This is a genomic window from Nostoc sp., from assembly GCF_036917755.1.
Lineage (GTDB): Bacteria > Cyanobacteriota > Cyanobacteriia > Cyanobacteriales > Nostocaceae > Nostoc.
On sequence record NZ_JBALFC010000088.1, the window covers coordinates 1 to 25,004 of the forward strand.

Below are 25,004 nucleotides of genomic sequence, written 5' to 3' on the forward strand. Positions count from 1 at the left end.
AAGTTCTTGGTAGAACTCCTGCAAAAACTTTGCTTGAGCTTGAGCTTGAGCAAACCTTTCTTTAGTAGCTTCTGTGAGAAACTCGCGGTTTGTTTGCTCAAGTTCTTGGTGGAGAGCTTGAGCTTGAGCAAGCCTTTCTTTATTAGTTTCTGTGAGAAACTCGCGGTTTGTTTGCTGTAGGTTTTGGTGGAACTGATGCAGATATTGGGCTTGCTTTTTGGCTTGCTCTTCTCTGTTTGCTGTTGTAGCAGACAAGAATTCATGAGTCTCTCTAAATAGTTGGGATACTTCCTCAGCTATCGACTTATGCTCTTGCCGGATTTTTTCCATTAAAGCCGTCATGAGATTCTCCGCAATATTATTCAAATCGTGAATAAACTACATTAACTGGACAATTAATATCCAGATAATATAGTTTAAACAATAGCTGCTCTTGGGATTTTATCATTTGATAAATCTTGATTGACAAGTATCAAGATAATCGACAAAAAACAGAATGCAAATCAGAATTATTTAGGTTGTAATTCTAATTTGATTGCATCTACTTAATAATTAAGCAGATACAGCAGGTACAGCAGCTGACTGTGTTAAGCCTACAGCTTCTGCATATTTCAAGTAGGTTTCAACAGAAGCAATAACAATCCGAGCTTCGATTGCAAGTAATTCAATACCAACTAGGGAAACACGTACCCAAGCATCTATAACGATACCTTTATCTAAGATACGGTCAATAACTTCTGCCAAACTTGAAGAAGAATTAGTTTTTTCGACTGCCATGATTTTAGACCTTAACTCATTGTTAGTTTTTAGTATTTAGCTAGGCATTTGCCTTTGCTCTCTACTGAATCAAATTAAACATATGTTTTCATAAATGTAAAGAGTTTATCTGTATAAAAAATCCAAAAAGATAGTCAATCAACAACAATTGAGAGATTTAATGTTTAATTCATGTTGATTTAATATAAAATTTCAATTGAAATGTAAGTTTTAATGTTTAATTCTGTTTGTTTTGTAATCTTTAACGTATTTTTTAAAATTTGTAATTTTTTAAAATTATTTTTACTTAATATGCTGATTTAGATTGGACAAATAATTTAGTAAGCAAATACACTGTAATTTTTCCACCTTTTTTCTAAAACTACGTGATATTACAGTTACTAAAATCTTGAAAAATTAAGTTAGGATGTTTTTAAGAATTATCTTGCGACAAAAATCAGTATCTGTTCGTTGAAGAAAGAAACCTGACTTTTTATGGTATGTGGAAAAGGCCATTTTTAGGGTTTTCCAAGCCCTGATTTTTTTGTTAGCTATTTTCATTAACTTAAAGCTATTGAGAATTAGCCTGTGGAAAAAGTCACGTTTTTTCGGGGCTTGAGGACTTCCCGTGAAAAGTCAGGAAAGAGACAAGGGGAGAAATCAGATGGGGATTCAAACCCCACCTGATTTAAATCCACCAAAAAGTGGCGGGGGTCTTAAATCCGCATTGCGTTACGGCAAGCTCCTGATAACAAGGGATTATTGAAAGGATATCTGTCCGTCATGTTGGAAGATTATTAGAGGAGGCAGAACTTAAACCACACCAGAGTCGTTACTGGTTAACCCCCCCCTTGAAGACGAAGAATTTGACTCAAAAGTTGAAGACATTACAGCGACTAATCAATACTGCGTAGGTTTTGAGTCGATCCCCCCAATCTCCCTTAAAAAGGCAGGGTGGTTTCATACAACGAGAGAAAAATAATAATGATTTGTAGAGAGTGGAGAAAAATGGATAACTAACAAGTCTGAATCTCGTCGAACAATTACAGCAAGTCCCAGACGATAGGCACATCCGGGGACGAAGACATGAATTATGGTTAGTATTATTGCTCATATTGCTGGGAGCAATGACTGGCTATTGGGGCTACCGGCCACTTCCCCCTTAAAAAGGGGGACTAAGGGGGATCTCAAATGACTATGCACCAAAACCTACCATTGGTGACAAGTTAAGGAAAAGGGGAAATTGTCAAGGGTGGTATTTGCACTGGTCAAAAATCGTGTAAAACTCAGCATAGATAAGTGATTGAGCGATTGTGACTAGCCATGACTCAGAGCCGAAAAACCAATCGAGACCACGCGAAAAAGAAACAACGACCAATGGTGGAAGATGAAGTAATTGCCGAGCAACTGGAAAGATTACTGACACCAGCCATTACAAATCAAGAAAATTACTACGGCAAACTAGGACTCAGAGAACGGATACTGAATTTACCATTGATGATAGCTGCGGTGTTAACCCTACTGTGGCGAGATGTAGCAGGAGTCAGAGAACTGACATGAATGTTAGCAAGAGACGGTTTTTTGTGGTGTAATCCCACAAAAGTTAGTCAACAAGCGGTATCACAACGATTTTTGACATTTCCATCCGCAGTTTTTGAAAAAGTATTTAAAGATTTATTGCTTAGTTTAAGAATAGCGATTCGCATAGTAGAAATAAACGACCGTTGCCAGAAAGCATTCAGTTTACTTTATCAAAATTTGAGAAGATTTGGATAGTAGACGGCTCAACATTAGAAGCATTGTTTAGGAAATTACAAAGCCTAGAATCGGCTCAAAGAGGACAATTAGCAGGAAAGATGAGTACAGTTATTGATTTAATGAGCAGACTACCTGTAGAGATTTGGTTTGAAGAAAATCCGAAAGCTTCTGATATTAAACTTGAAGAAAATATCCTAAATATAGTGACATACATTGAGTAGCCGTGTGCGTTGAAAGGCGCAAGCACGGTTCCGAATGGGAGGGGTTGAGCAGTAATGCTCACCTCGACCCTACCAGAGGAATACTGTCGCTTACTTGAATTTCCTGCTAACCCAGATGACTTTGTTAAAAACACCTACAAGATAAATTAGCGCAGGTAGCTGACATTGTAGATGAGATTTGTGCGGTTGATAAACAATTCACTATCAATAAAGACGGAGAACCTGTACTTAAAAGAATCCCATCCCTAGCCCAAACGAATGAAGTCGAAGAATTAGAATCAAAAATTCGTGCTTTGATGCCGGAGCGTAGTATCTTAGAAATTCTTTGCAATGTTAAGCATTGGTTGAATTGGACAAGGCATTTTGGTCTATTTTCGGGAAGCGAACCAAAAATATCTGATCCTGCTGAAGGTTATATTTTTACTACGTTCGGCTATTGCCAACAGATTACCAATTCTCTAAAATAAATCTACGGATGTACGGCCAGGAACACAGAAGAATGAACTGTAATTTAGAGAAAGGGTATTAACTCCCTTGGTCAGAGTGTTGACTGACGACTAAATGTGCCAAAAATGCTCGCAAACAAATCTTGACGAAATTGATGCAGATATTGTCTTTGTGCTTTGGCTTGCTCAGTTCTGTCCTTTGCTGTTTCTGCTAAAAACTCGTGGGTTGTTTGCTCAAGTTCTTGATAGAACTCATCCAAAAACTTTGCTTGTACTTTAGCTTGAGCAAACCTTTCTTTAGCGGTTTCGGCTAGAAATTCCTCGGTTGTTTGCTCCAGGTTTTGGTGAAACTGATGCAGCTCTTGCGCTTGCTTTTTGGCTTTCTCTTGTCTGTCTGCTGTTGTAGCGGACAAAAATTTATGAGTCTCTTTAAATAGTTGAGATACTTCCTCAACTATCGACTTATGCTCTTGCCGGATTTTTTCCATTAAAGCCGTCATGAGATTCTCCGCAATATTATTCAAATCGTGAATAAACTACATTATCTGGACAATTAATATCCAGATAATGTAGCTTAAATAATAGCTGCTCTTGGGATTTTATCATTTGATAAATCTTGATTGACAAGTATCAAGATAATCGACAAAAAACAGAATGCAAATCAGAATTATTTAGGTTGTAATTCTAATTTGATTGCATCTACTTAATAATTAAGCAGATACAGCAGGTACAGCAGCTGACTGTGTTAAGCCTACAGCTTCTGCATATTTCAAGTAGGTTTCAACAGAAGCAATAACAATCCGAGCTTCGATTGCAAGTAATTCAATACCAACTAGGGAAACACGTACCCAAGCATCTATAACGATACCTTTATCTAAGATACGGTCAATAACTTCTGCCAAACTTGAAGAAGAATTAGTTTTTTCGACTGCCATGATTTTAGACCTTAACTCATTGTTAGTTTTTAGTATTTAGCTAGGCATTTGCCTTTGCTCTCTACTGAATCAAATTAAACATATGTTTTCATAAATGTAAAGAGTTTATCTGTATAAAAATCTCAGAAAAACAAGTAGTCAAAAGCAATTGATAGCTTTAATGTTGAACTTATGCTTATTTTATATAGGACTTAAATAAAAATGTAAGCTTTAATATCAGATTCTGTTTATTTTGTAATATTTAATGTATTTTTTTTATTTTTGCTAGACTTTTAAATATTTAAATAAATATATTTTTTTGATGTTTTACTATACTTTAAAATAATTTATTAAGTAAATACACTGCTATTTTTATCCATCCTTTTCAAATTACGTGATATTACAGTTACTAAAACCTTTGGTAAATAACATAGGATATTCTCAAGAATTATCTAGGAACAAAAATCATGTCTATAGAAGCTACTTCTGATCGAATACGGCAGGAAGCATTAGCAGGCTTAATTGCTAGTTTAGTAAATCAAGGTCATCCACTTCAATATGCTCAAGTGATGGCAACTTCAATTATTTTTCAGACCGACCTAGATTTAAGAAATGCCCAGATGGCTCGTCTTTTAAACTGGTTGAAACAGGAACATGAAGATATCTATGCATCTTCTCTGGCTATAGTTGAAGAAACCCGTGAGGAGTTTGAACACCGAGTTCAAAAAGGTTGAGTAGAATGGCACTAAGTACAGCCCACCATAAAAAAGGGTCGAAAATCATGTTGTTTTCGCATCTACGATTTTAGGTGATTTCCAGAATAAAAATTACCACACAACATCATTCTATCGTAGGGGGGAACGGCTGTTTGCCCTCCTCACCCGGATTTATCACAAGCAATAAAAAATGTCTTACATGAGGTCATGTAAGACATTTTTTTTGATACATCATCAATTGAAATTTAGGTAGGGAGAAAAATTAAATAAAAAGCGTAGCTATCAAGATAAAATAGTTACTAGATTATTCTTAGTCATGAAAGCAAAATAAAGCGGATGAATAATCGGCGTTTTTGCACCCCCACAAAACAAGAAAATTTGGTGGTGCAACAATTCAGTCGTGGATCCCAATCCAACAGGAATCAACTTAAGTGGCTCTGAAGTTAGGAGAATATTAGAGCGAAAAAAGTACGTTAACAGATTAGTTGCACTAAATTGCAACCCATTGCCAAACACAAATGAATTCGCTGTACTAGCGACAAATGAACCCGCCACATCCAACCGCGCATTCTTCCCAAAAATGATGCCATTGGGATTGATAAAAAACAAATTTGCGCCACCATTCACCCCCAAAGTGCCGAGAATATTGGAGACGTTACTTCCCGTCACCCGTGTGAGAATATTGGAGATTCCCGTGGGATTGGCAAAGTAAATGCGCTGCAACTCTCCCACATTGAATTCCTGGAAACTATGGAACAGGTTTGCACCGCGAATTGCTCCGCCATCAATGCGATCGCCAACACTACCTTTAATATTGACATTGGGAGTGATTTTTGAAGAGCGATCGCCCAATGTTCCATCAGGGGTAATCTGGGCTAAGGCATGAGTGTCAGAACCAAATATGACATGAGCAAGCACTCCAATAATACTAAAAACTTCTAATAAACCTGAGCGCCAATTCCTATCTTCACAGATTGCGATATCAGAACCAGCCTCGCTTGCTCATTTCCTACCTGTGAATATGCAATCAATCTATTGATAAATTTTTATTTATGCCATTAATTTCAGCAGATATTTTGACTAGAAGAGAGTGAAATTTTTAAAACTTAACGTTAAGTAATACTTCCCAAAAGAAGAAGTTACTAATCAGTAATCAACCTTGCCTTATAGAGAAAGAATTGCAGCAGCGTTTCTTCATGGTAAATAATATCAGCCCTACCCTCGTTGCCACTGATTGTTTTTATGACTCTTCGGTTTCATAGAAATTCCTCCCCCTACTCTTTGGGTAACAAATTATTGACTACAGGATATGGCAGAGAGAATAGAAGAACTTTGCCCAGATTGAGCCACAAGGATAATATCACCGTTAGCATCGACAATCCATCCTTGAGCTTCCACAATCTGATTAGTAGATTTGGTAATAGATACAATAGGTTTTTTATCTGTAATTTCCACAGCTAATTTATCGGTTACTCTTTCTGTTGCTTGTGGGGGTAAATCTACCCAACCTGTAATCACAGCTCGTCCCCGCAGAGGCTCGTTAGGACTTTGGGGTAATCCACCGCGTCCTGTAGCAATAAAACGACTGGCGTTTTGTCCTCTTCTGGGTGTGCAACCTTGGGCGATTTGTTGGGATGCATCCACGACGTTAGAGTGTAGTTGAATTAAGCCACGACTTGGGTCTACATCAGGGGTGTTAATGGTTACTGTACCATTTATTCCCAATTCGGAACTCGCTGTAATGTCGCTCTTTCCGGTTGGACTTTTTTGCGGAACAATACCGAAAAGCCCGTCTGATGTAATGTCAACTTTACCACCAATCCCTGTGAAGGCGTTAGCGCTGATATCGCTGTTTTCGTTGGGAACTGCAACGATAAATTTTGAGTTGATATGGATGCTACCGCCATCGCCACCTTTTTCGGCTGTACCTGCGTTGGTGGAAATTTGAGCGCCATGACGGAGTAAGAGTAAGTCGCTGTTGGCGTTGATATTACCACCGTTACCGGATGCAGATTCAGCGTTGAGTTTGCCTTGGTTATCTAAGGTAATTTGGGGTGAGTTGACTTCGATATCGCCTGTGATTCCTGAACCAGTAGAACTGACAAATAAGCCACTGTTAGCACCGATATTTACCACGTTGTCAGGAAAGTTAGTACTTCTGTTATTGTAACTAGGGTCAATACCACTAATTATTACTTTATCATCAGCGTTGACAGTTATTTTACCTGCACCTCCATTGCTTGAGGTAGTGGTAGTGAGTTGTCCGCCGTTGAGTGCTTCAAAGATATTTGCATTTACCGTAATATCGCCACCTTTTTGATTATTTGCGGAATCTGCATTTAGTAAAGCGCCGTCTGATACGCGAAATATATTGGTGTTTACGGTGATATCACCACCAATGCCAGTGGAAGTAGAATCAGTAGATGTGAATAAACCACTAGAAAATCCTGTTTCTTGATTAGTTCCAGAAACAGTTACTGCATCTTTTGCATTGATGCCAATATTCCCCGCATTCCCCTGTCCTAAAGTTGAGGCAAGAAGTTGAGCGCCATCAGTAAGTGACAGGGAAGTAGCATTGATGTCGATATTGCCACCTTTACCCACGCCTCCTGCTTCTACCGCACTTAAAATGTCAGCGTTACCTGCAAGGGAAACAGCATCTTTTGCACTCACTGTCACATTCCCCGCATTCCCCTGTCCATAAGTTGAGGCTTCAAGTTGAGCGTCATCTTGTAATGAGAAGTCACCAGAATCGATAAAAATGTTACCCCCATTCCCAACTGCTCCTGTGGCTACGGCACTGAAAATCCCACTGAGAAAACCGTTTTTCTCCCCAGCAATATCAACAGCACCTGTAACGTTCACATTCACATTCCCCGCATCCCCTCTTCCTGCTGGCTGGGTAGCAGATGCTCCACGAGTAATGGTTAGCAGTTGAGCGCCATCAGTGATTGACAGAGAAGTAGCATTGATGTCGATATTGCCACCTTTACCTACGCCTCCTGCATCCAGGGTGCTGAGGATGCCAGCGTTACCTGCAAGGGAAACAGCATTTTTTGCACTCACTGTCACATTCCCCGCATTCCCCTGTCCAGAAGCCGATGCAGCAAGTTGAGCGTCATCTTGTAATGAGAAGTCACCAGAATCGATAAAAATGTTACCCCCATTCCCAACAGTCCCCGTCTCCACATTGCTGCGAATCCCACTGGGAAAATTGTTTTTCTCCCCAGCAATATCAACAGCACCTGTGACTTTCACATTCACATTCCCCGCATCCCCTCTTCCTGCTGGTTGGGTAGCAGATGCACGACGAATAAAGGTTTCCAGTTGAGCGCTATCAGTGAGTGACAGGGTTGCTGCATTGATGTCGATATTGCCACCCTTACCCACACCTCCTGCTTCCACCGTACTTAAGATGCCAGCATCTGCAAGGGAAACAGCATTTTTTGCACTCACTGTCACATTCCCCGCATTCCCCTGTCCCAAAGTTGAGGCTTCAAGTTGAGCGCCATCTTGTAATGATAAGTCACCAGAATCGATAAAAATGTTACCCCCATTGCCAACTGTTCCCGTGTCCACATAGCTTAAAATCCCACTGAGAAAACCGTTTTTCTCCCCAGCAATATCAACCACACCTGTGACTTTCACATTGACATTGCCTGCATCCCCTCTTCCTGCTGGTTGGGTATCAGATGCAGCATCAGTAGCAGTTCGCAGTTGAGCGCTATCAGTGAGTGACAGGTTTGCTGTATTGATGTCGAGATTGCCACCCTTACCCACGCCTCCTGCTTCTACCGTACTTAAGATGTAAGCATCTGCAAGGGAAACAGCATTTTTTGCACTCACTGTCACATTCCCCGCATTCCCCTGTCCCAAAGTTGAGGCTTCAAGTAAAGCGCCATCTCGTAATGATAAGTCACCAGAATCGATGGTAATGTTACCCCCATTCCCAACTGCTCCCGTTTCCACACTGCTGAAAATCCCACTGGGAAAATCGTTTTTCTCCCCAGCAATATCAACAGCACCTGTAACTTTCACATTGACATTACCTGCATCCCCTCTTCCTGCTGGTTGGGTATCAGATGCACCACTAGTAATGGTTTCCAGTTCAGCGCCATCAGTGAGTGACATGTTTGCTGCATTGATGTCGATATTGCCACCCTTACCTACACCTCCTGCTTCCACTGTGCTGAGGATGTAAGCGTTACCTGCAAGGGAAACAGCATTTTTTGCACTCACTGTCACATTCCCCGCATTCCCCTGTCCATAAGTTGATGTTTGAAGTTCAGCGCCATCTTGTAATGAGAAGTCACCAGAATCGATGGTTATGTTACCTCCATTGCCTTTTGATCCCAAGCGCACTAAATTGCGAATTATGCTCCCAGAACCTGCAATTTTGATTTCCCCGGTAGCATTAAGTGTAATATCCTCAGCAACACTTTCAGGTGTACCCAAACCTTGCCCAATACCAGCAGAAAGGATACTTCCTCCTAATATCTCTAAATTACGGGCATTAATTGCAATATCACCGCTACCAGCCCCAGTCACAAATACAGCCGCTTGATTGGTAAGCGATATATCAGCACGAGTCACATTAAGAGGAAATTTCAAACTGAGATTATCCCTATTATTAAAAAGAAGATTGACATTTCCCGGTGCTGCTAACCCCCCTAATTCAACTCTCCCACCATAAGTATTTAACTGGCCGCCATCCATGCTGACATTACCGCCCACTAGCAGCAAACTTTTACCATCAGGTACTCCTAAACCAATTAATGGGAAACCTGTTGGGTCTATTCCTGCTGGTGCAATTGACCTGTTTTCAATGCTACCAGCCTCTATTTGATTAAAAAACAACGCCGAAGGATTAACTGTTAGTAATGCAGAAGGAGTCTGAGGATTAGTTGCACTAAATTCCAACCCATTACCAAACACAAATGAGTTCGCCGTAGTCGCTATAAAGGAACCGCTCACATCCAAACGCGCATTCTGTCCAAAAATGATGCCATTGGGATTGAGAAAAAACAAATTTGCACCACCATCTACCCCCAAAGTGCCGAGAATATTCGAGACATTGCTCCCCGTCACTCGTGTGAGAATATTGGAGATTCCTGTGGGATTGGCAAAATAAACACGCTGCAACTCCCCCACATTGAATTCCTGGAAACTCTGGAACAGGTTTGCACCGCGAATTGCTCCGCCATCAATCCGGTCACCAGCACTACCTTTAATATTGACATTAGGAGTGATTCTTGAAGAGTTATTACCCAAAGTTCCATCAGGGATAATCTGGGCTAAGGCGTGATTTTCGGAACCAAATATGACATGAGTAAGCACTCCAATAATGCTAACAACTCCTAAGAAATCTGAGCGCCAATTCCTATATCCACAGATTGCCATATCAGAATCAGCCTCACTTGCTCATTTCCTACCTGTGAATATGCAATCAATCTATAGCGCTTCGGGTTGAGTTCAATACAGACCTAACCCCCAGCCCCTTCCCTACAAGGGAAGGGGAGTAAGATTCAAAGCCTCTCTCCTTTTAGGAGAGAGGTCAGAGTGTATTTAATACAAACGAGAACCGCTGTAGCGTTTCTCGCTTGAATGAGATACAAGAACCCCACCCCCAACCCCCTCCCCGCTCTTCGAGAGGGGACTATGATGGACTTCATGTGATTAGGAAACGCTATACGCTATATTGATAAATTTTTCTACAATTAATTTCAGCAGATATTTTAACTAGATGATAGTAAAGTTTCTAAAACTTTACATTAGGTAATGCTTCCCAAAAGAAAAAGTTACAAATCACTCATCAACCTCGCCTTACGGAGAAAGAATTGCAGCACCGTTTCTTCACGGGAAATAATATCAACCCTACCCTCCATGCCCAATTGAATGTGACACTGGTTTTTACCTTTGCCTAAAACCAGAGTTTCCGGTTCAATAGTCACTTCATAGAAAGCACCAGCCGTTGGTGCTTGCCGACTAACAGATGTGTCAGTAGATGAATTGCTATTATTCTTTTGGGGAGCGATCGCATCTGGAGAAATCGCCTGCACTTTTCCATTAAGAGTACCATAATCTGGGTAAGGACAAGCGCTCACCCGCATTTGAACTTTTTGACCAATTTTTAACTTACTTTGATTTTCAGATGCCACTAATGCTTTCAAAACTTGAGGCGCATCAGTGGGGACAATTTGCACCACTTCTTCGCCAGCACGCACAGTTTGACCTGGGTTTCGCAAATTTAGTTGAGATATTATCCCATCGGCGGTAGCTGCGATCGCGGTTTGAGCTAAATCTATTTTCCCTTGTTTGAGTTCGCTAGTATCACGCTCTAGCTGCTTCTCAATTTCAATCCGTTGCTTAATTAGGGCTTGACGTTCCTTTTCTGAAGTCGCCTTATTGCTTTCTCCTCCAGCTTTTTCTTGAGCGATGCGCTCAGTAGCAACAGTTACTTCTGCATTACTTGGATTTACGGATGCTTGGGTGCGTTGTCTTCTCGCAATGGCAGCAGATATAGCTTGTTGTAACCGTTGAATTGTTTCTGTTTGCGCCTCCACTGCTGCTTCTTGCGCCTTTACCGCTTGCTCTTGCTGTTTTGCAGCTAATTGTGCTTCTTCCAATTGATCCTTAGATAGCGCCCCAAGGGCAGCTGCACTCTCATATCGGTTCTGTTTTGACTGGGCTGCACCCAAAGCAGCTTCAGTAGCGTGAAGATTCGCTTGTGCTGTTTTTAACTGTGCTTTCCCAGCCTGCAATTCTGATTCAGCAATTCTGACGTTGGCATCAGCTTCTTGCACTTCGGAAACAGTGGTAAGATTTTTATCTCGATATTCCCGACGGCGACCGCTCAATTCGGCTTGGGCGCCAGTAATAATCCGGTTTACGCGGTCAGTTTCGGCTCGAATCTGGCTGTTGAGGGCATTAATCTGGGCATTGATTTGCACTAGTTGTAACTTAGATTGTTGAATACTAGTTTGCAATTGGCTATTTTTGGTTTGCAGACGGGAGTCGTCGATAGTTGCGATCGCATCTCCTTTTTTGATAACTTGATTTTCTTTGACATAAATGTGCATTACTTGACCTTCAATCGCCGCTTGCACAATTCGCAATTCACCCGCCGGACGCACAACCGCCTGTCCTTGGACGGTGACTTTATATTTAGTAACAGCAGCGATTGGAACAGCTAGTCCTAGAACGCAGAGAATAAACATTCCGCCAAAGGTTGTCCAACGATTAATTGGTGGAAGAAATTCATTAGTTTGAATTGGGGGTAGAAAATCTGTATTGCTAACCATGATGTAATATGATTGAAGAAGAATTCAGGAGTCATAAATCAGAATCAAGAAAATTACGAATTACGAATTATCGCAGACTTGCCGTTACGGTGAGCGGGTGAATATGTCAGCGCTAACGCATCCTGAGAGGGGAAAATATCATCTAGGAAGTCTAAATGTTCACCAGGTAATTTCCGCAATTCTTCTGGTGTCCCTTGGATTTTTAAGCGTCCTTGTTCTAAAAGTACAATTAAATCTGCTCTTTGTATGACCTTGGGACGGTGACTAATCAGAATGGTCGTTTTATTATGACGATGGGATAAAAGTCTATCTAGTACTTGTCTTTCGCTTACAGGGTCGAGTGCGCCCGTGGATTCATCTAAAATTAAGATCGGTGGCTCAGTAACTATTGCTCTGGCGATCGCTAATCTTTGGCGTTGTCCACCGGAAAGATTTGCACCAAATTCTCCTAAGACAGTTTGATATTTATCGGGTAGTTTGCTAATAAATTCATCTGCACCAGCAATTTGACAAGCTCTGACAATTTCTTCAAAACTGATGTGAGGATAGCTAAAGTGGAAGTTATCAATAATAGAACGACTCCAGAAGTGGGGTTCTTGAGGAACTAATACTACCTGTTGTCGCAAACATTCTAAAGACAGGTCTTGCTGATTATAGAAACCATAACGAATATTGCCAGACTGAAGTTTATATAAACCAGTAATCAATTTCGCCAGGGTACTTTTACCACAGCCAGATTTACCAATTAAAGCAATGACTTGACCGCCAGGAATAGTTAAGGAAAAATCTTCTAGTAGGTCAACTCTACCTGCGTGATGAAAGTTAAGTTCAGTGCAAGTAATATCTGCATTACCAGGAATTTGTGCCCAAGGCTTTTTAAAATCATTTTCGTCTTCTGGGGTAGCATCAATAACTTCTGTCATCCGTTGAATGACTATCTGAGCAGTGATAAACTGATCTACTAAGCCGATCGCAGCACTTAGGAAGCCCAGAAAATTGCCACTCATGCCGTTATATGCCATCAATTGACCGATTGTTAAGGTGCGATTAATGACTAAATAGCTACCCATCCAGAGGATGCCAATACTAATGAAAGTGGAAAGAACGCCAGTAATTGTACTGCTGTAAAGTCCCAGTTTCATCACACTCCAGCCCAAGTTGGCAAGACGACCATAATTCCCTTGGTATTCTTCCCAAGCTTGGGGAGTGGCTTGGGTAGTTTTTAATACTTGGACACCGCGAAATGTTTCCACCAAAAAGCCTTGGTTTTCTGTACCAGAAACAATCATATTGCGGGTTTTCTGGCGCATTGCTGGTAAGAAAAGCAAGTTAACAGCCGTGACAATAATAAATGCAACTATGGAAGCTAGAGTTAGTTCCCAACTGTAAAAGAGCATAATGCCCAAGGAAATTACAGCGATAAAAAATTGACTGGGTAATCCGAGGACAATTTGGGAAACTAAGTTATTGATGGACTTAACATCAGAAATGCGGCTGACAACTTCCCCACTGCGTCGTCCTTCAAAGTAGGAGAGGGGTAAATGTAAGAGTTTGCGTCCGTATTCGAGGATTAGTCCTAATTGCAATTTTTGACCAAAGTGACCGATGAGATGAGATTGTACTAAACTAATGGCGCTTCTAATTAAGTTCATGGTAATAACGCCAATTGCCACAGTAGTTAGTAGTTGGGTATCACCTCGTACTAACACATCATCGGTGAGCAGTTGCATCATGAAGGGAGATGCTAAAGAAAGCAGTCCAATAGCGATGTTAATCGCGATCGCTTGAGCGAGAATAAAGCGATAGGGCCAAACCCGTTGCATATAACGCCCAAGACCGCCAATTTTATCTGACTCTTGTTGATAAAAGCGGCTTTCATCAGGAGTTAGCAGTAACATCACGCCATTACCCCAACCTGCAACTAACTCCTGGCGGGTAAGATAACGGATACCAATACCAGGGTCAGCGATGACATATTTCTTACCTTTTTGCCCGTATAAAACTACCCAGTGGTAGCCCTTCCAGTGAATAATGACTGGTAGGGATATTTGGTGTAATTGGTCGATTAGTTGGGGAGTGGCTTTAACTTGGCGAGCATTGAATCCTAGTACTTCCGCTCCTCGCTTCAATCCCAGCAAGGATGTTCCTCTGGAACCAGTGCCTACGGCTTCCCGGACACGGTTGAGGGTAAATGTGCGCCCGTAGTGTTTGGCAATGGTGGCTAGACTTGCTGCACCACAGTCTTCTTCACTGTGTTGAAGGACTATTTGGTATTTCATTTTCAGGTGCAATTAATTAATACTGAGTGAAAAAATACAGTCTGGTCATTTGACCCGACTTGATTGAGCATTTAGCTTGTCATATTCGACTTTTGACTGCTTGGCTGAGGCAGTAAAAAGTCATTGCGCTTAGAATAGGGGGTGGACAATCCGATCAATTGAAGCCGGAGGTGAAACCGGAGGACCACCAAAAATACTAGATTGAGTTAAGACTAAAGTATTGCCATTTACAACATCAAAAACATTTTGTCCTGGATCTGAAACTAGTTGTTGGAAAACTAGAACATAGCCAGGTCCAATCTGTGAGTCGAAGCTAACAGTTGGTGCTGTACAGTAAAAATATTGCTTTTGATCACCAGGCTTCAAAAAGGCACTTTTTCCGTTAATATTGTAGTTGATGCCAATACCCGAATTATTGCTGAGATCGTAGGTAAAACCACCTTCGATCACGGCTCCTTCTTCGAGAGTTAATTCGGTGAACAGTTGTTCTTGATCAACAACAGAATAGTTAGAAGTAGAAGTGATCTTGTCGATATTTGACATTCTTTTTCTCCTTGATTGTAATTGACTGGAAGTTATGTAAATAAATTTTTACCAGATAAACTTGTTACTTCGAGGTTCAAAATCAAAGTTGGCTCAATGACTCTGGAATTAAGTTTTAATTCCAAGTAAAAGTCACCAATTAGGCACTAATTAAATGCCCCATACAGAGATAACTCGATAAAGTTTAATTCACCTTGTTTGCACCTTTTTTAGTACTTAGTAGGTGAATCTCTCTGCATATCACTCTTTACGACGGCTTTTAGTTTTTATGCACTTGGATCAGAAAAATTTTTGAAAAATCTGTAAAATCCTTATACAGCAAGGAATTAGCTTTTGGCTGTATCGCTGTATAATCGAAATCAGCTATCTTCAAACAACGGCAAGTATTCCATGCAACCCCGACATGGCATTGTTGAAATCTTTTCTACCTTTGTGCAATTTGAGGGTAAATGTGCGTCCGTAGTGTTTGGCAATGGTGGCTAGACTTGCTGCACCACAGTCTTCTTCACTGTGTTGAAGGACTATTTGGTATTTCATTTTCAGGTGCAATTAATTAATACTGAGTGAAAAAATACAGTCGGGTCATTTGACCCGACTTGATTGAGCATTTAGCTTGTCATATTCGACCTTTCACTGCTTGGCTGAGGCAGTAAAATGTCATTACACTTTGCCTGCGAGGAAAGCTCCCTGATCATTTCCAACCGGAGGACCACCAAAAATACTAGATTGAGTTAAGACTAAAGTATTGCCGGGAGCAACATCAAAAACATTTTTTCCTGGATCTGGAACTAGTGTTTGGCTAACTGGAACATAGCCAGATCCAATCTGTGAGTCGAAGTTAACAATTGGTGGTGTAGAGGAAGTATATAGCTTATCACCGCCAGGGTTCAAAACGTCACTTACTCCGTCAATATTGTAGTTGACGGGAGTAGTCAATTTATTACTGAGATCGTAGGTAAGACCACCTTCGATCACTGCTCCTTCTTCGAGAGTTAATTCGGTGAACAGTTGTTCTTGACCAACAACAGAATTGTTAGAAGTGATATTGTCGATATTTGACATTGTTTTTCTCCTTGATTGTAATTGACTGGAATTTCCTGAAGGAATTTTTCCAGATAGATTTGTTACTTCGAGGTTCAAAATCAAAGTTGGCTCAATCACTCTGGAATTAAGTTTTAATTCCAAGTAAAATTCACCAATTAGGCACTAATTAAATGCCCCATACAGAGATAACTCGATAAAGTTTAATTCACCTTGTTTGCACCTTTTTTTAGTACTTAGTAGGTGAATCTCTCTGCATATCACTCTTTACGACGGCTTTTAGTTTTTATGCACTTGGATCAGAAAAATTTTGAAAAATCTGTAAAATCCTTATGCAGTAAGGATTTAGCTTTTGGCTGTATAATTGAGAGCAGCTATGGTTCAAACAACGGCAAATATTCCATGCAACCCCGACAGGGCATTGTTGAAATCTTTTCTACCTTTGTGCAATTTGAGGGTAAAGGTGCGTCCGTGGTGTTTGGCAATGGTTGCTAGGGACGCTGCCCCGCAGTCTTCTTCACTGTGTTGGAGGACTATCTGGTATTTCATCTTCTGGTGTGATGATTGGCGAGAAAATACAATCGGGTCTTGTGACCCGACTGTATTCAGTGTTTAGTTTTTCCATTCAGACGTTTGACTGCTTGGGGGTGTAGTCAAAAGTAAAAAGTAGTTGGTAAGAGCGATCGCTTGGCAGTCCCTCAAGACGCACCGATCTGCGATTCACCCCACTCTTTACTATTAGGTCTGACTGAGTAGGGACTCTTTAGGATGTCAGACAACCAGTTCAGTTAGACTTCGTAAAATTCATATCTCCTTCCTGGTGCTAGATCCTGAGTCCTATTTTGTACCCCTGGCGTCAGTAGATCAAGATCCCAACTTGCTGTAGCTATTGGATCTCGACCTAGAAAATCTGAAACTTGCCCTGGTGCAATGGAAAGATTACTGCCAGCATTAGAAGCATCAAAGGCTAAGTCATAGGACAAATTGTAGTTAGTGCCATTTGTTATTTGAAGATCTGTCGGGTTGGCTGTAAGGGCCAGAGCATGGAAACCTCCTTGGGGAGGCACGCTGGCCTTAGCTGGACCGACATCTCTAATTAAAACTGTAAACTGTCCTCCCTCAATCATTGCTCCTTCATCGAGAGTTAATTCGGTGAACAGTTGTTCTTGAGCAACAACAGAATTGTTAGAAGTGATATTGTCGATATTTGACATTGTTTTTCTCCTTGATTGTAATTGACTGGAATTTCCTGAAGGAATTTTTCCAGATAGATTTGTTACTTCGAGGTTCAAAATCAAAGTTGGCTCAATGACTCTGTAATTAAGTTTTAATTTCAATTAAAAAGTCACCAAACAGAGAGAAGTGGATAAATTTTAATTCACCTTATTTGCACATTTTTTGTAGTGCTTACTTGGTGAATCTCTCTGCATATCACTTTTTACGACGGCTTTTAGTTTTTATGCACTTGGATCAGAAAAATTTTTGAAAAATCTGTAAAATCCTTACGCAGCAAAGAATTAGCTTTTGGCTGTATGGCTGTATAATTGAGAGCAGCTATGGTTCAAACAACGGCAAATATTCCATGCAACCCCGACAGGGCATTGTTGAAATCTTTCTACCTTTGTACAATTTGAGGGTAAAGGTGCGTCCGTGGTGTTTGGCAATGGTTGCTAGGAACGCTGCACACAGTCTTTTTCACTGTGTTGTAGAACTATTTGGTATTTCATTTTCAAGACGAATGGTAAGGGAAAAAAAGAAGTCGGGGTTTTCTCCCCGACTAGAGATGATATTTAGTTTGTTAAACCTAGACTTGTGAGTATTGGGCTATTTCTGGAAAGTTCTACCAATTTGAAAAATATGGATCGCCCAAAAGCTTAGTCACTAATGACAGTTGCGTAAGTCCTGAAAAACAGCTATAGCAATCGCAATTGAAACGTGAGAAAATACGTAGCCAGAAAGTTCGTATCTATAAGTATTTCAGCGATTTTCTTTCTCACGAATGATTTAGGATTGCTATATATATCAAACAATAGCAATTACCGCTCCAGCGAAACCTACTGCCTTAATTGCTCCATCAAATATACTCGTTAAATCGAGATTTGCCCCAGCATTCCAAGACCAATTGTAGTTACTCGATATTCCGCCCCAAGCAGCAGCTAGCGCTGGATTAGTACCGGATACACCCCAATCATCATTTCTAGAACCAGCCTCAAAAGTGCCATGAGTTCGCCCCGTATGCGAGAACGTAAAAACTGAACCATCTAAGTCATCTTTAAGTGCAAAAACAAGTGATGTATTATAGCTAGTAGCGCCACTATCATGGAAATGACCTGTAAAGCTATAACTTCCATCTGGAAACAAACTCAGGTGAGCATAGCCTCCTACTGGAACTCCATTATTAAAACTGATAGTACCTGTATCCAGCTGTACGTTTGGTAGTAAAGGATCCATCTTTTTTGTGATACTTACTAAATGAACTTCTTTGCATATCACTCTTTACGATTACTTTTAGTTTTTATGCATTGAGAATAGAAAAGTTGGGAAAAATCTGTAAAATCCTTATGCAGTAAGGAATTAGCTTTTGGCTGTATCGCTGTATAATTGAGATTAGCTATCTTCAAACAACGGCAAATATTCCATGCAACCCCGACAGGGCATTGTTGAAATCTTTTCTACATTTGTGCAATTTGAGGCAGACCAATTTAGTGGTTGGGCAAAAGATGCCAAACTGCGACGCAGTATGAAAGTTTGCCTGGAGGAGTCGTCAACTGAGAAATCAGATACCTTTTGGGCTGTTTACTGGTATAAAGTTTGGCATAATGAATCTAGTACTGTGGCGATCGCACATCTTTCTGCTTATTTACAAGAGGTGTGCTATTGGACTGCAAGAAAATTCGCCCTCAACTTTGCCACACAATCGTCTCTAGCAGACTGTTTTCAGATGGCGATCGCTCATATTAACAAAATCCTCAAAACTTTCAATCCTCAATACAGTTCACATTTAAAAGCCTATGCAGAATTAGCTTTTGAATCGATTCTCAAGGATGTACTCCGCTTACGTCGGGAAGCAAACATTTGCTCAGACTGGGCATTATTACATAAACTCAGCCGCAAACGACTAGTGCAGTCATTACAAAATGCCGGATTTAACGCTCAAAGCATCGAGAGTTATCTTTTAGCCTGGGAATGCTTTAAGGAACTCTACACAGGTGACAATACAAAAATTCGCCAGCTTACCAAACCAGATGCTCTGACTTGGGAGGCTATTACTAATCTTTATAATACAGAACGTTTAAGCCGATTGAGTTCACCCACTGCCGCAGTCAACCAGCAAACCATAGAAAGCTGGGTATTATCTTCTGCTAAAGCTGCTCGTACCTTCCTCTATCCTAAGATTGTTTCCGCAGACGCTCCCCTCAAAGAAGATGATGGTAATTTATTAGAGATATTGCCTGCAAATTTGCAAACATCTTTACTAACGGAAATTATTGAGCAGGAAGAAGCTGCGAATGCACGAAATCAGCAAGCTCAGTTAAACCAAGTTTTGCAGCAAGCGATCGCTGCAATGGATGCAAAGTCACAACAACTACTACAAGCTTACTACGGTCAGCAGCTGACTCAAACAGAAGTTGCTGCACAGTTAGAAATTAAGCAATATACTGTTTCCCGTCGCCTTAGCAGCATTAAAAAGTCATTGCTGCTGACTTTAACGCAGTGGAGTCAAAACACCTTGCATATTTCTCATAAATCCGACGTAATAGATGCTATAAACACAAGCTTAGAGGAATGGCTCAAAGTCCAATATAGCCATACCTTCGGGGCGGGAGTAGGGAGTAGGGAGTAGGGAGTGGGGAACAGAAGAGAAAACTAGAGATAGAAAACTTGGTTTTAAGCCTCGCCCCTTGCGATGCCCGTAGCTCTGCCGTACCCTTCCCTACGGGACTCCAGAGGCGAACGGGATCTTGCTACGCGTAGCGTCTCGTAGAGTAGGGTGGGCGAAAAAATCCCTATTTCCCATTCATTTTTAATATGGAGCCATTCTAAAATTATGTTTAACGCACCTCCCCCATTCATTATTGACTCACGGCAGTTATATTTAGAAATTCCCCAATCTCCAGAGGAGCAAGAACAACCATACTCAACAGCTGGTGCTTGTCAACGTGGGTGGATAAATCAAATTTGCTTGCAAGCATTTTTGCCTTGGTTCAAACAGGAAATTGCTCCCACCGCCAGGGTTTATCCCAACAGTGCGGCATTACCGAGTTTTTGGGAAGTAGTCAATGGTACAGCTATTAATTTTGATTGCGATCGCCTTGTATTAATTCCCACCCTCGCTATAGATGACGATGAGTTGCGCGTACCGCAAGAATGGGTAGATATACCAGAGTGGGTTGCTGACTACTACATAGCAGTACAGGTCAATCCCGATGATGGCTGGATGAAGATTTTTGGCTACACAACCCATCAAATTCTGAAAACAAAAGGGGTTTATGATGCTGGCGATCGTACTTACAGCTTGGAAACTGAAGATTTAATTGCAGATATCAATGTGTTATGGGTTACACGCCAACTTAATGATCCAGAAGCCTTACGCGCCGAGATTACACCTTTAACTCCGATTGCCAAAACCCAGGCAGAAAACCTCTTAGAAAGGTTGGGTAATCCCAATGTGAAATTCCCGCGTTTGGCAGTTCCCTTTTCACTATGGGGTGCGCTCCTGGCACATAGCGGTTGGCGTAAAAAATTGTATGAACTGCGTCAGGGTTTACTCATCCAGTGGTCAATTCCGCAATGGTTGCAGACAGGAGTAGGCAATTTAGCTCAACAGTGGGGATGGGAAAAAAGAGAATTCGTCGTGTCTACAGGAATGCGGAGTGCAGAACCATTCTTAGGCTTGTCTCGGCAAATAATAGTTGCAGAGCATACATACGAGTTACGTATTTTCCCAAAAAGCGCTTCTGAGGAATATGTTTGGCGCTTTGAATTGCGAAGTGCAACTCCTAGTGGTCAAATTCCTGCTGGGTTTAAGCTTCGGCTACTAACGGAAGACTTACAAGCTTTTGAGAATAATGAAGATGCAGCAACAACTCCTGTAGATATGTTGTATTTGGAAGTAATTTTGGAACTAGGAGAGGGATTAGTTTGGGAAATAGAACCCGCACCTGAAGATTATGACCGAGAGATTTTGCGGTTTTAATCGGACTTTCTAGTAGTCTGTCAAGCTAAGTTTGAAGGGTAAAGGAACGAACCGCAAAGGAGAGGCAGCGCGGTCTTGGGGGTCTCCCCCATGAGCGACTGCCGTCGCAAAGAGCGCAAAGGAAGAAGGAAAAGAACTTTAGCAACCGAGATAATAGATACAACTCATCATCTGTGGAGAACTCACTGTGGGCAAGTTAGTCATCTTAAAGTTAGGAGAAGGAAACTTTGAACAAGGGTTTCCGGTGACGCTACAGATTGGCGATGAAAATGTCCGCCCTAGTGTGGAAATTATGGGTGCGCTTCCCCCCAACCCAGAAATTCTCCGCGATTATTATCGTTGGCAATCTATTTATCGTAATTTAAGGTTGCCATCTCGTCCTATTGGTTTACCCAAGGAACTTAAGCAAGCCGCCAGCCTAGAAGACTGCCAGCAGGTGAGTGAGGAATTTAAAATACGTTTTAATACTTGGCTTGCTGCCGATTCCTTTCGTCCTATCCGCGAGAAATGGTTGGAAAAACTCAGGCTTGCGGATAATATCCGTGTGCTTTTACAAACTAAAGACCTCCGATTACAGAAACTCCCCTGGCATCTTTGGGATTTGCTGGAACGCTATCCCCAGGCGGAAATAGCCCTGAGCGCTCCCGCCTACGAACAAGTCAACCGAACCGCAACCACATACGACAAAGTAAAAATCTTAGCGATTTTGGGTAACAGTCAAGGAATTGATACCAAAGCAGACCAGGCGCTACTTAATTTGTTACCGAATACAGACATCACTTTTTTAGTTGAACCACAATGCCAAGACCTGACTGAGCAGCTATGGGAGCAGCATTGGCAGATTCTATTTTTTGCCGGACACAGTTCTACTCAGGAAACGAATGAAATCGGAAAAATCTACATCAATCAAACTGAAAGTCTCACAATTAGCCAGTTAAAGTATGCCCTGAAAAAGGCAGTGGAACGAGGACTACAACTGGCGATTTTCAATTCCTGTGATGGCTTGGGATTGGCACGGGAGTTTGCTTCTTTGCAGATTCCCGAAATCATCGTGATGCGAGAGCCTGTACCCGATCGGGTGGCGCAGCAGTTTTTAAAGTATTTTTTGGAAGCCTTCGCGGGGGGAAACTCGTTGTATTTAGCTGTGAGGGAAGCACGAGAAAGGTTACAGGGACTAGAAAATCAATTTCCCTGCGCGACATGGTTGCCTGTGATCTGTCAAAATCCCGCAGAGATGCCGTTGAATTGGGGGGAATTATTTAGAAATACACCCAATCTTCCCACATCTTTGTCTAAAACCACGGCTGTTAAAAGAATCACAAATCGGCTTGGTTTTTCATTGCTCTTACTGACGAGCATGGTAATGACTGGAATATTAACAGGGGTAAGGTATTTGGGTGTGATGCAACCATTAGAATTAAGTGCGTTTGACCAAATGTTACGCTTGCGTCCTGCTGAGAAACCAGACTCACGCCTATTGATTGTCACTGTGACTGAAGAAGATGTGCAGGCGCAAAAACAGGAAAAACCTCAAGGTTCCTTGTCAGACAAATCACTTGCTCAACTTTTAGAAAAATTAGAGACATATCAAGCACAAGTTATTGGTTTGGATATATACCGAGATTATCCAGTGGGTAAGGATTATCCAGCATTGGCAGAACGAATGCGAAAAAGCGATCGCTTTGTGGGGGTGTGTCAACTCAGCGATTCCCAAGCCGGAAAACCAGGTGTGAAACCACCACCAGAAGTTTCTCCAAAGGGTCTAGGTTTTAGCGATATTGCCGTAGATTCAGATAATGTCGTGCGTCGCCATCTGTTAGCGTTAACTGCCTCACCCTCATCTCCTTGTACTGCCTCCTATGCCCTGAGTGTTCAACTTGCATTGCGTTACCTGTACACCAAGGGAATTCAGTTGCAATTTACCCCTGATGGCGCGTGGCAATTAGGGAAGCAGGGATTTAAACCAATAGAAGCTCATGCCGGAGGTTATCAAGGGATTGACGCTTTTGGACACCAAATTTTGTTAAATTATCGCTTCTCTGGTTCCCCAGATGCGATCGCACCACACATTACTTTGGGACAAGTGTTAACGGGTAAGCTAAATGCCAATGCAGTCAAAGGCAGGATAGTCATTATTGGCACAACAGCAGAAACTTTTGGTGATTACTGGCTAACTCCCTACACCAGTCCTCAAGGGAAATTACAGCCAATACCAGGAGTATTTTTACAAGCCGAGATGGTCAGTCAACTGCTCAGTGCTGCTTTGGACGGAAAACCTCTGTTGTGGACTTGGCCACTTTGGAGTGAAGTAATTTGGATTTGGGGCTGGTCTTTTGTAGGCGGTTTGCTTACTGCTTATCTGCACCGATTCACTTACTTAAGCTTGGCAGCAGGGATAGCTTTTACAAGTTTATACGGTAGCTGTTTTATATTTTTTATTGCATATAGTTGTTGGGTTCCCCTCATTCCTGCTATGTTGGCTTTAGGAGGTAATATTTTAATAGTTACAACTTACTTAAACATAAAATTTAAAAATTAATATTGAAAAGTATTGCTGTATAAATTTTGCATAATCCAGAATCCCAAATTGTGTAACTCCTAATTTTCTATGAAAAACTATTGCACAAAAATACAATTAATCGCTGCATTCGTCGGGATGGCTTGGTTGGGAATTATCGGCTCTTCTCCAATGATTTGGATGACACCATCTGCTGCCATTCCTGTGGCATATTCACCTGCTCCACCTCCTCCAGACAGGGGTGAACCAACCGATCGCGGAGCCGCTGCAAGTCGCGTTAGATTTTCGCCTCCACCTCCTCCAGACAGGGGTGCAGCAGGCGATCGCGGCGGTGCTGCAAGTCGTGGCTGTGGTGTTAGTAATCAGTCGATCATTGCACTTGTACCTGTATACAAACAGACACTCAAGCGAGAAGAAACAGAAGCAGTTCCTGTTACTACAGTTTGGGGCTTGACGACCGAGAAACATCCAACTTTTTGGTTTTTTGTTCCCTATAAAAAATCTACAATTCATTCCATTGAGTTTGTTCTCCAAGATGAGTCAGCTAAACTAAGTCAAACTCTTTATCTAACAAAACCAGAAGAGCCAGGAATTATTAGTATTCGCTTAAACGCAACTACTCCCCCATTGGAAGTAAACAAGATGTATCACTGGTTTTTCAAGATTCAAATCAATTGCAATCCCCAACAACCTCCAGAGCAGGAGTATGTGGAAGGATGGGTGCAACGGGTGAATCTAAATCCTAAATTAGTAGATATCTCGAAGCAAGCAACTCCTCAGCAACGGGTAAAGCTTTATGCTGAGAATGGCATTTGGTACGATGCTTTGACTACTCTGGCTGAATTGCGTCTTGCCAAACCTGAAGATCGAACTTTAGCGGTGGAGTGGATGAATTTGCTTAAATCCGTAGATTTAGAGAATTTAGCTAAACAACCACTTTTGAAGAAGAATTCAGGAGTCAGAATTCAGAAGTCAGAATTCAGGAGTCAGAATCAATACTTCGGCAGAGCTACGTAACCATCAGTCGGGGATTCCGACCGGCCACTGATTGAAGACCACCAAATCGTAGATTTGGTGGGGGTCTAAAAAGAGCAGGGCTATTTCATTCTAGACAGAAACCGCCCAGAACTGAAGTTCAGGGCTAATAGCTAAAGTCCGTTAAAACTGACTATAACCTATAACCTTTTCTTAGTCGTCTTTAGATGACTTTCGCTATTAGACTCAGAATTTATTCTGAGGCGGACTAGATGAGAATGAAATAGCCCTGCTAAAAAGAGTCTATTCATCCGCTTTTCGGTCAAAATTCATTCTGAA

Annotated in this window: 18 protein-coding genes and 2 pseudogenes; 6 read left to right on the forward strand and 14 right to left on the reverse strand. The window is 41.4% G+C overall.

What is annotated here, in order from left to right:
• The coding region (gvpC, locus tag V7L05_RS18475) for a gas vesicle protein GvpC (RefSeq protein WP_335166134.1) at positions 1-342 on the reverse strand (342 nt) is incomplete at its 3' end.
• Between the two features lie 210 nt (positions 343-552).
• Positions 553-777, reverse strand: coding sequence for a gas vesicle structural protein GvpA (gene gvpA / locus V7L05_RS18480; RefSeq protein ID WP_334789054.1), 225 nt, complete (start codon positions 775-777; stop codon positions 553-555).
• A 1,356-nt stretch (positions 778-2,133) separates the two neighbouring features.
• Between gvpA (V7L05_RS18480) and V7L05_RS18485 the strand changes: the two are divergent.
• Positions 2,134-2,723 (forward strand): annotated as a pseudogene (locus tag V7L05_RS18485) (IS4 family transposase); the annotation flags it as partial.
• A gap of 550 nt (positions 2,724-3,273) precedes the next feature.
• Here V7L05_RS18485 and gvpC (V7L05_RS18490) read toward each other — a convergent pair.
• Positions 3,274-3,705, reverse strand: coding sequence for a gas vesicle protein GvpC (gene gvpC / locus V7L05_RS18490; RefSeq protein ID WP_335162310.1), 432 nt, complete (start codon positions 3,703-3,705; stop codon positions 3,274-3,276).
• A 186-nt stretch (positions 3,706-3,891) separates the two neighbouring features.
• Positions 3,892-4,116: a gas vesicle structural protein GvpA gene (gvpA, locus tag V7L05_RS18495; protein WP_334789054.1), complete on the reverse strand. Its 225-nt coding sequence runs from the start codon at positions 4,114-4,116 to the stop codon at positions 3,892-3,894.
• A 446-nt stretch (positions 4,117-4,562) separates the two neighbouring features.
• Between gvpA (V7L05_RS18495) and V7L05_RS18500 the strand changes: the two genes are divergently transcribed.
• A complete protein-coding gene (locus V7L05_RS18500) occupies positions 4,563-4,829 on the forward strand; it encodes a hypothetical protein (protein WP_335162312.1) in 267 nt (88 codons plus the stop codon).
• Positions 4,830-5,093: 264 nt separating this feature from the next.
• Here the strand turns inward: V7L05_RS18500 and V7L05_RS18505 are convergent, their stop codons facing one another.
• From V7L05_RS18505 to V7L05_RS18550, 10 genes and pseudogenes are all read right to left on the reverse strand, one after another.
• Positions 5,094-5,729, reverse strand: a complete 636-nt coding sequence (locus tag V7L05_RS18505) for a filamentous hemagglutinin N-terminal domain-containing protein (RefSeq protein ID WP_442937041.1) — start codon at positions 5,727-5,729, stop codon at positions 5,094-5,096.
• A gap of 375 nt (positions 5,730-6,104) precedes the next feature.
• Complete coding sequence (locus tag V7L05_RS18510; RefSeq protein ID WP_335162314.1) at positions 6,105-10,211, reverse strand: two-partner secretion domain-containing protein; 4,107 nt, start codon at positions 10,209-10,211, stop codon at positions 6,105-6,107.
• 398 nt (positions 10,212-10,609) lie between these two features.
• Entirely contained in the window at positions 10,610-12,112 is a 1,503-nt protein-coding gene (locus tag V7L05_RS18515) for an HlyD family efflux transporter periplasmic adaptor subunit (protein ID WP_335162316.1), read from the reverse strand.
• A 53-nt stretch (positions 12,113-12,165) separates the two neighbouring features.
• The gene (locus V7L05_RS18520) at positions 12,166-14,391 is read right to left on the reverse strand and encodes a peptidase domain-containing ABC transporter (protein ID WP_335162318.1); all 2,226 of its coding nucleotides are present in this window, start codon (positions 14,389-14,391) and stop codon (positions 12,166-12,168) included.
• Between the two features lie 129 nt (positions 14,392-14,520).
• A complete protein-coding gene (locus tag V7L05_RS18525) occupies positions 14,521-14,934 on the reverse strand; it encodes a hypothetical protein (protein WP_335162320.1) in 414 nt (137 codons plus the stop codon).
• Positions 14,935-15,372: 438 nt separating this feature from the next.
• Positions 15,373-15,471: pseudogene (locus tag V7L05_RS34780) on the reverse strand (cysteine peptidase family C39 domain-containing protein); the annotation flags it as partial.
• Between the two features lie 123 nt (positions 15,472-15,594).
• Positions 15,595-15,996: a hypothetical protein gene (locus tag V7L05_RS18535; RefSeq protein ID WP_335162324.1), complete on the reverse strand. Its 402-nt coding sequence runs from the start codon at positions 15,994-15,996 to the stop codon at positions 15,595-15,597.
• Between the two features lie 360 nt (positions 15,997-16,356).
• Complete coding sequence (locus tag V7L05_RS18540) at positions 16,357-16,524, reverse strand: cysteine peptidase family C39 domain-containing protein (RefSeq protein ID WP_335162326.1); 168 nt, start codon at positions 16,522-16,524, stop codon at positions 16,357-16,359.
• 239 nt (positions 16,525-16,763) lie between these two features.
• Positions 16,764-17,189, reverse strand: coding sequence for a hypothetical protein (locus V7L05_RS18545; protein ID WP_335162328.1), 426 nt, complete (start codon positions 17,187-17,189; stop codon positions 16,764-16,766).
• Positions 17,190-17,997: 808 nt separating this feature from the next.
• The gene (locus V7L05_RS18550; protein WP_335162330.1) at positions 17,998-18,426 is read right to left on the reverse strand and encodes a hypothetical protein; all 429 of its coding nucleotides are present in this window, start codon (positions 18,424-18,426) and stop codon (positions 17,998-18,000) included.
• Positions 18,427-18,613: 187 nt separating this feature from the next.
• Here V7L05_RS18550 and V7L05_RS18555 point away from each other — a divergent pair, with 187 nt between their 5' ends.
• From V7L05_RS18555 to V7L05_RS18570, 4 genes are all read left to right on the forward strand, one after another.
• Positions 18,614-19,819 (forward strand): sigma-70 family RNA polymerase sigma factor, encoded by a 1,206-nt coding sequence (locus V7L05_RS18555; RefSeq protein WP_335162332.1) that lies wholly within the window; start codon positions 18,614-18,616, stop codon positions 19,817-19,819.
• 204 nt (positions 19,820-20,023) lie between these two features.
• On the forward strand, positions 20,024-21,172 hold the full coding sequence (locus V7L05_RS18560; protein WP_335162334.1) for a DUF1822 family protein: 1,149 nt from the start codon (positions 20,024-20,026) through the stop codon (positions 21,170-21,172).
• Between the two features lie 187 nt (positions 21,173-21,359).
• Positions 21,360-23,711, forward strand: coding sequence for a CHASE2 domain-containing protein (locus V7L05_RS18565; protein WP_335162336.1), 2,352 nt, complete (start codon positions 21,360-21,362; stop codon positions 23,709-23,711).
• A 69-nt stretch (positions 23,712-23,780) separates the two neighbouring features.
• Complete coding sequence (locus V7L05_RS18570; RefSeq protein ID WP_335162338.1) at positions 23,781-24,707, forward strand: DUF928 domain-containing protein; 927 nt, start codon at positions 23,781-23,783, stop codon at positions 24,705-24,707.
• The last annotated feature ends 297 nt before the right edge of the window (positions 24,708-25,004 follow it).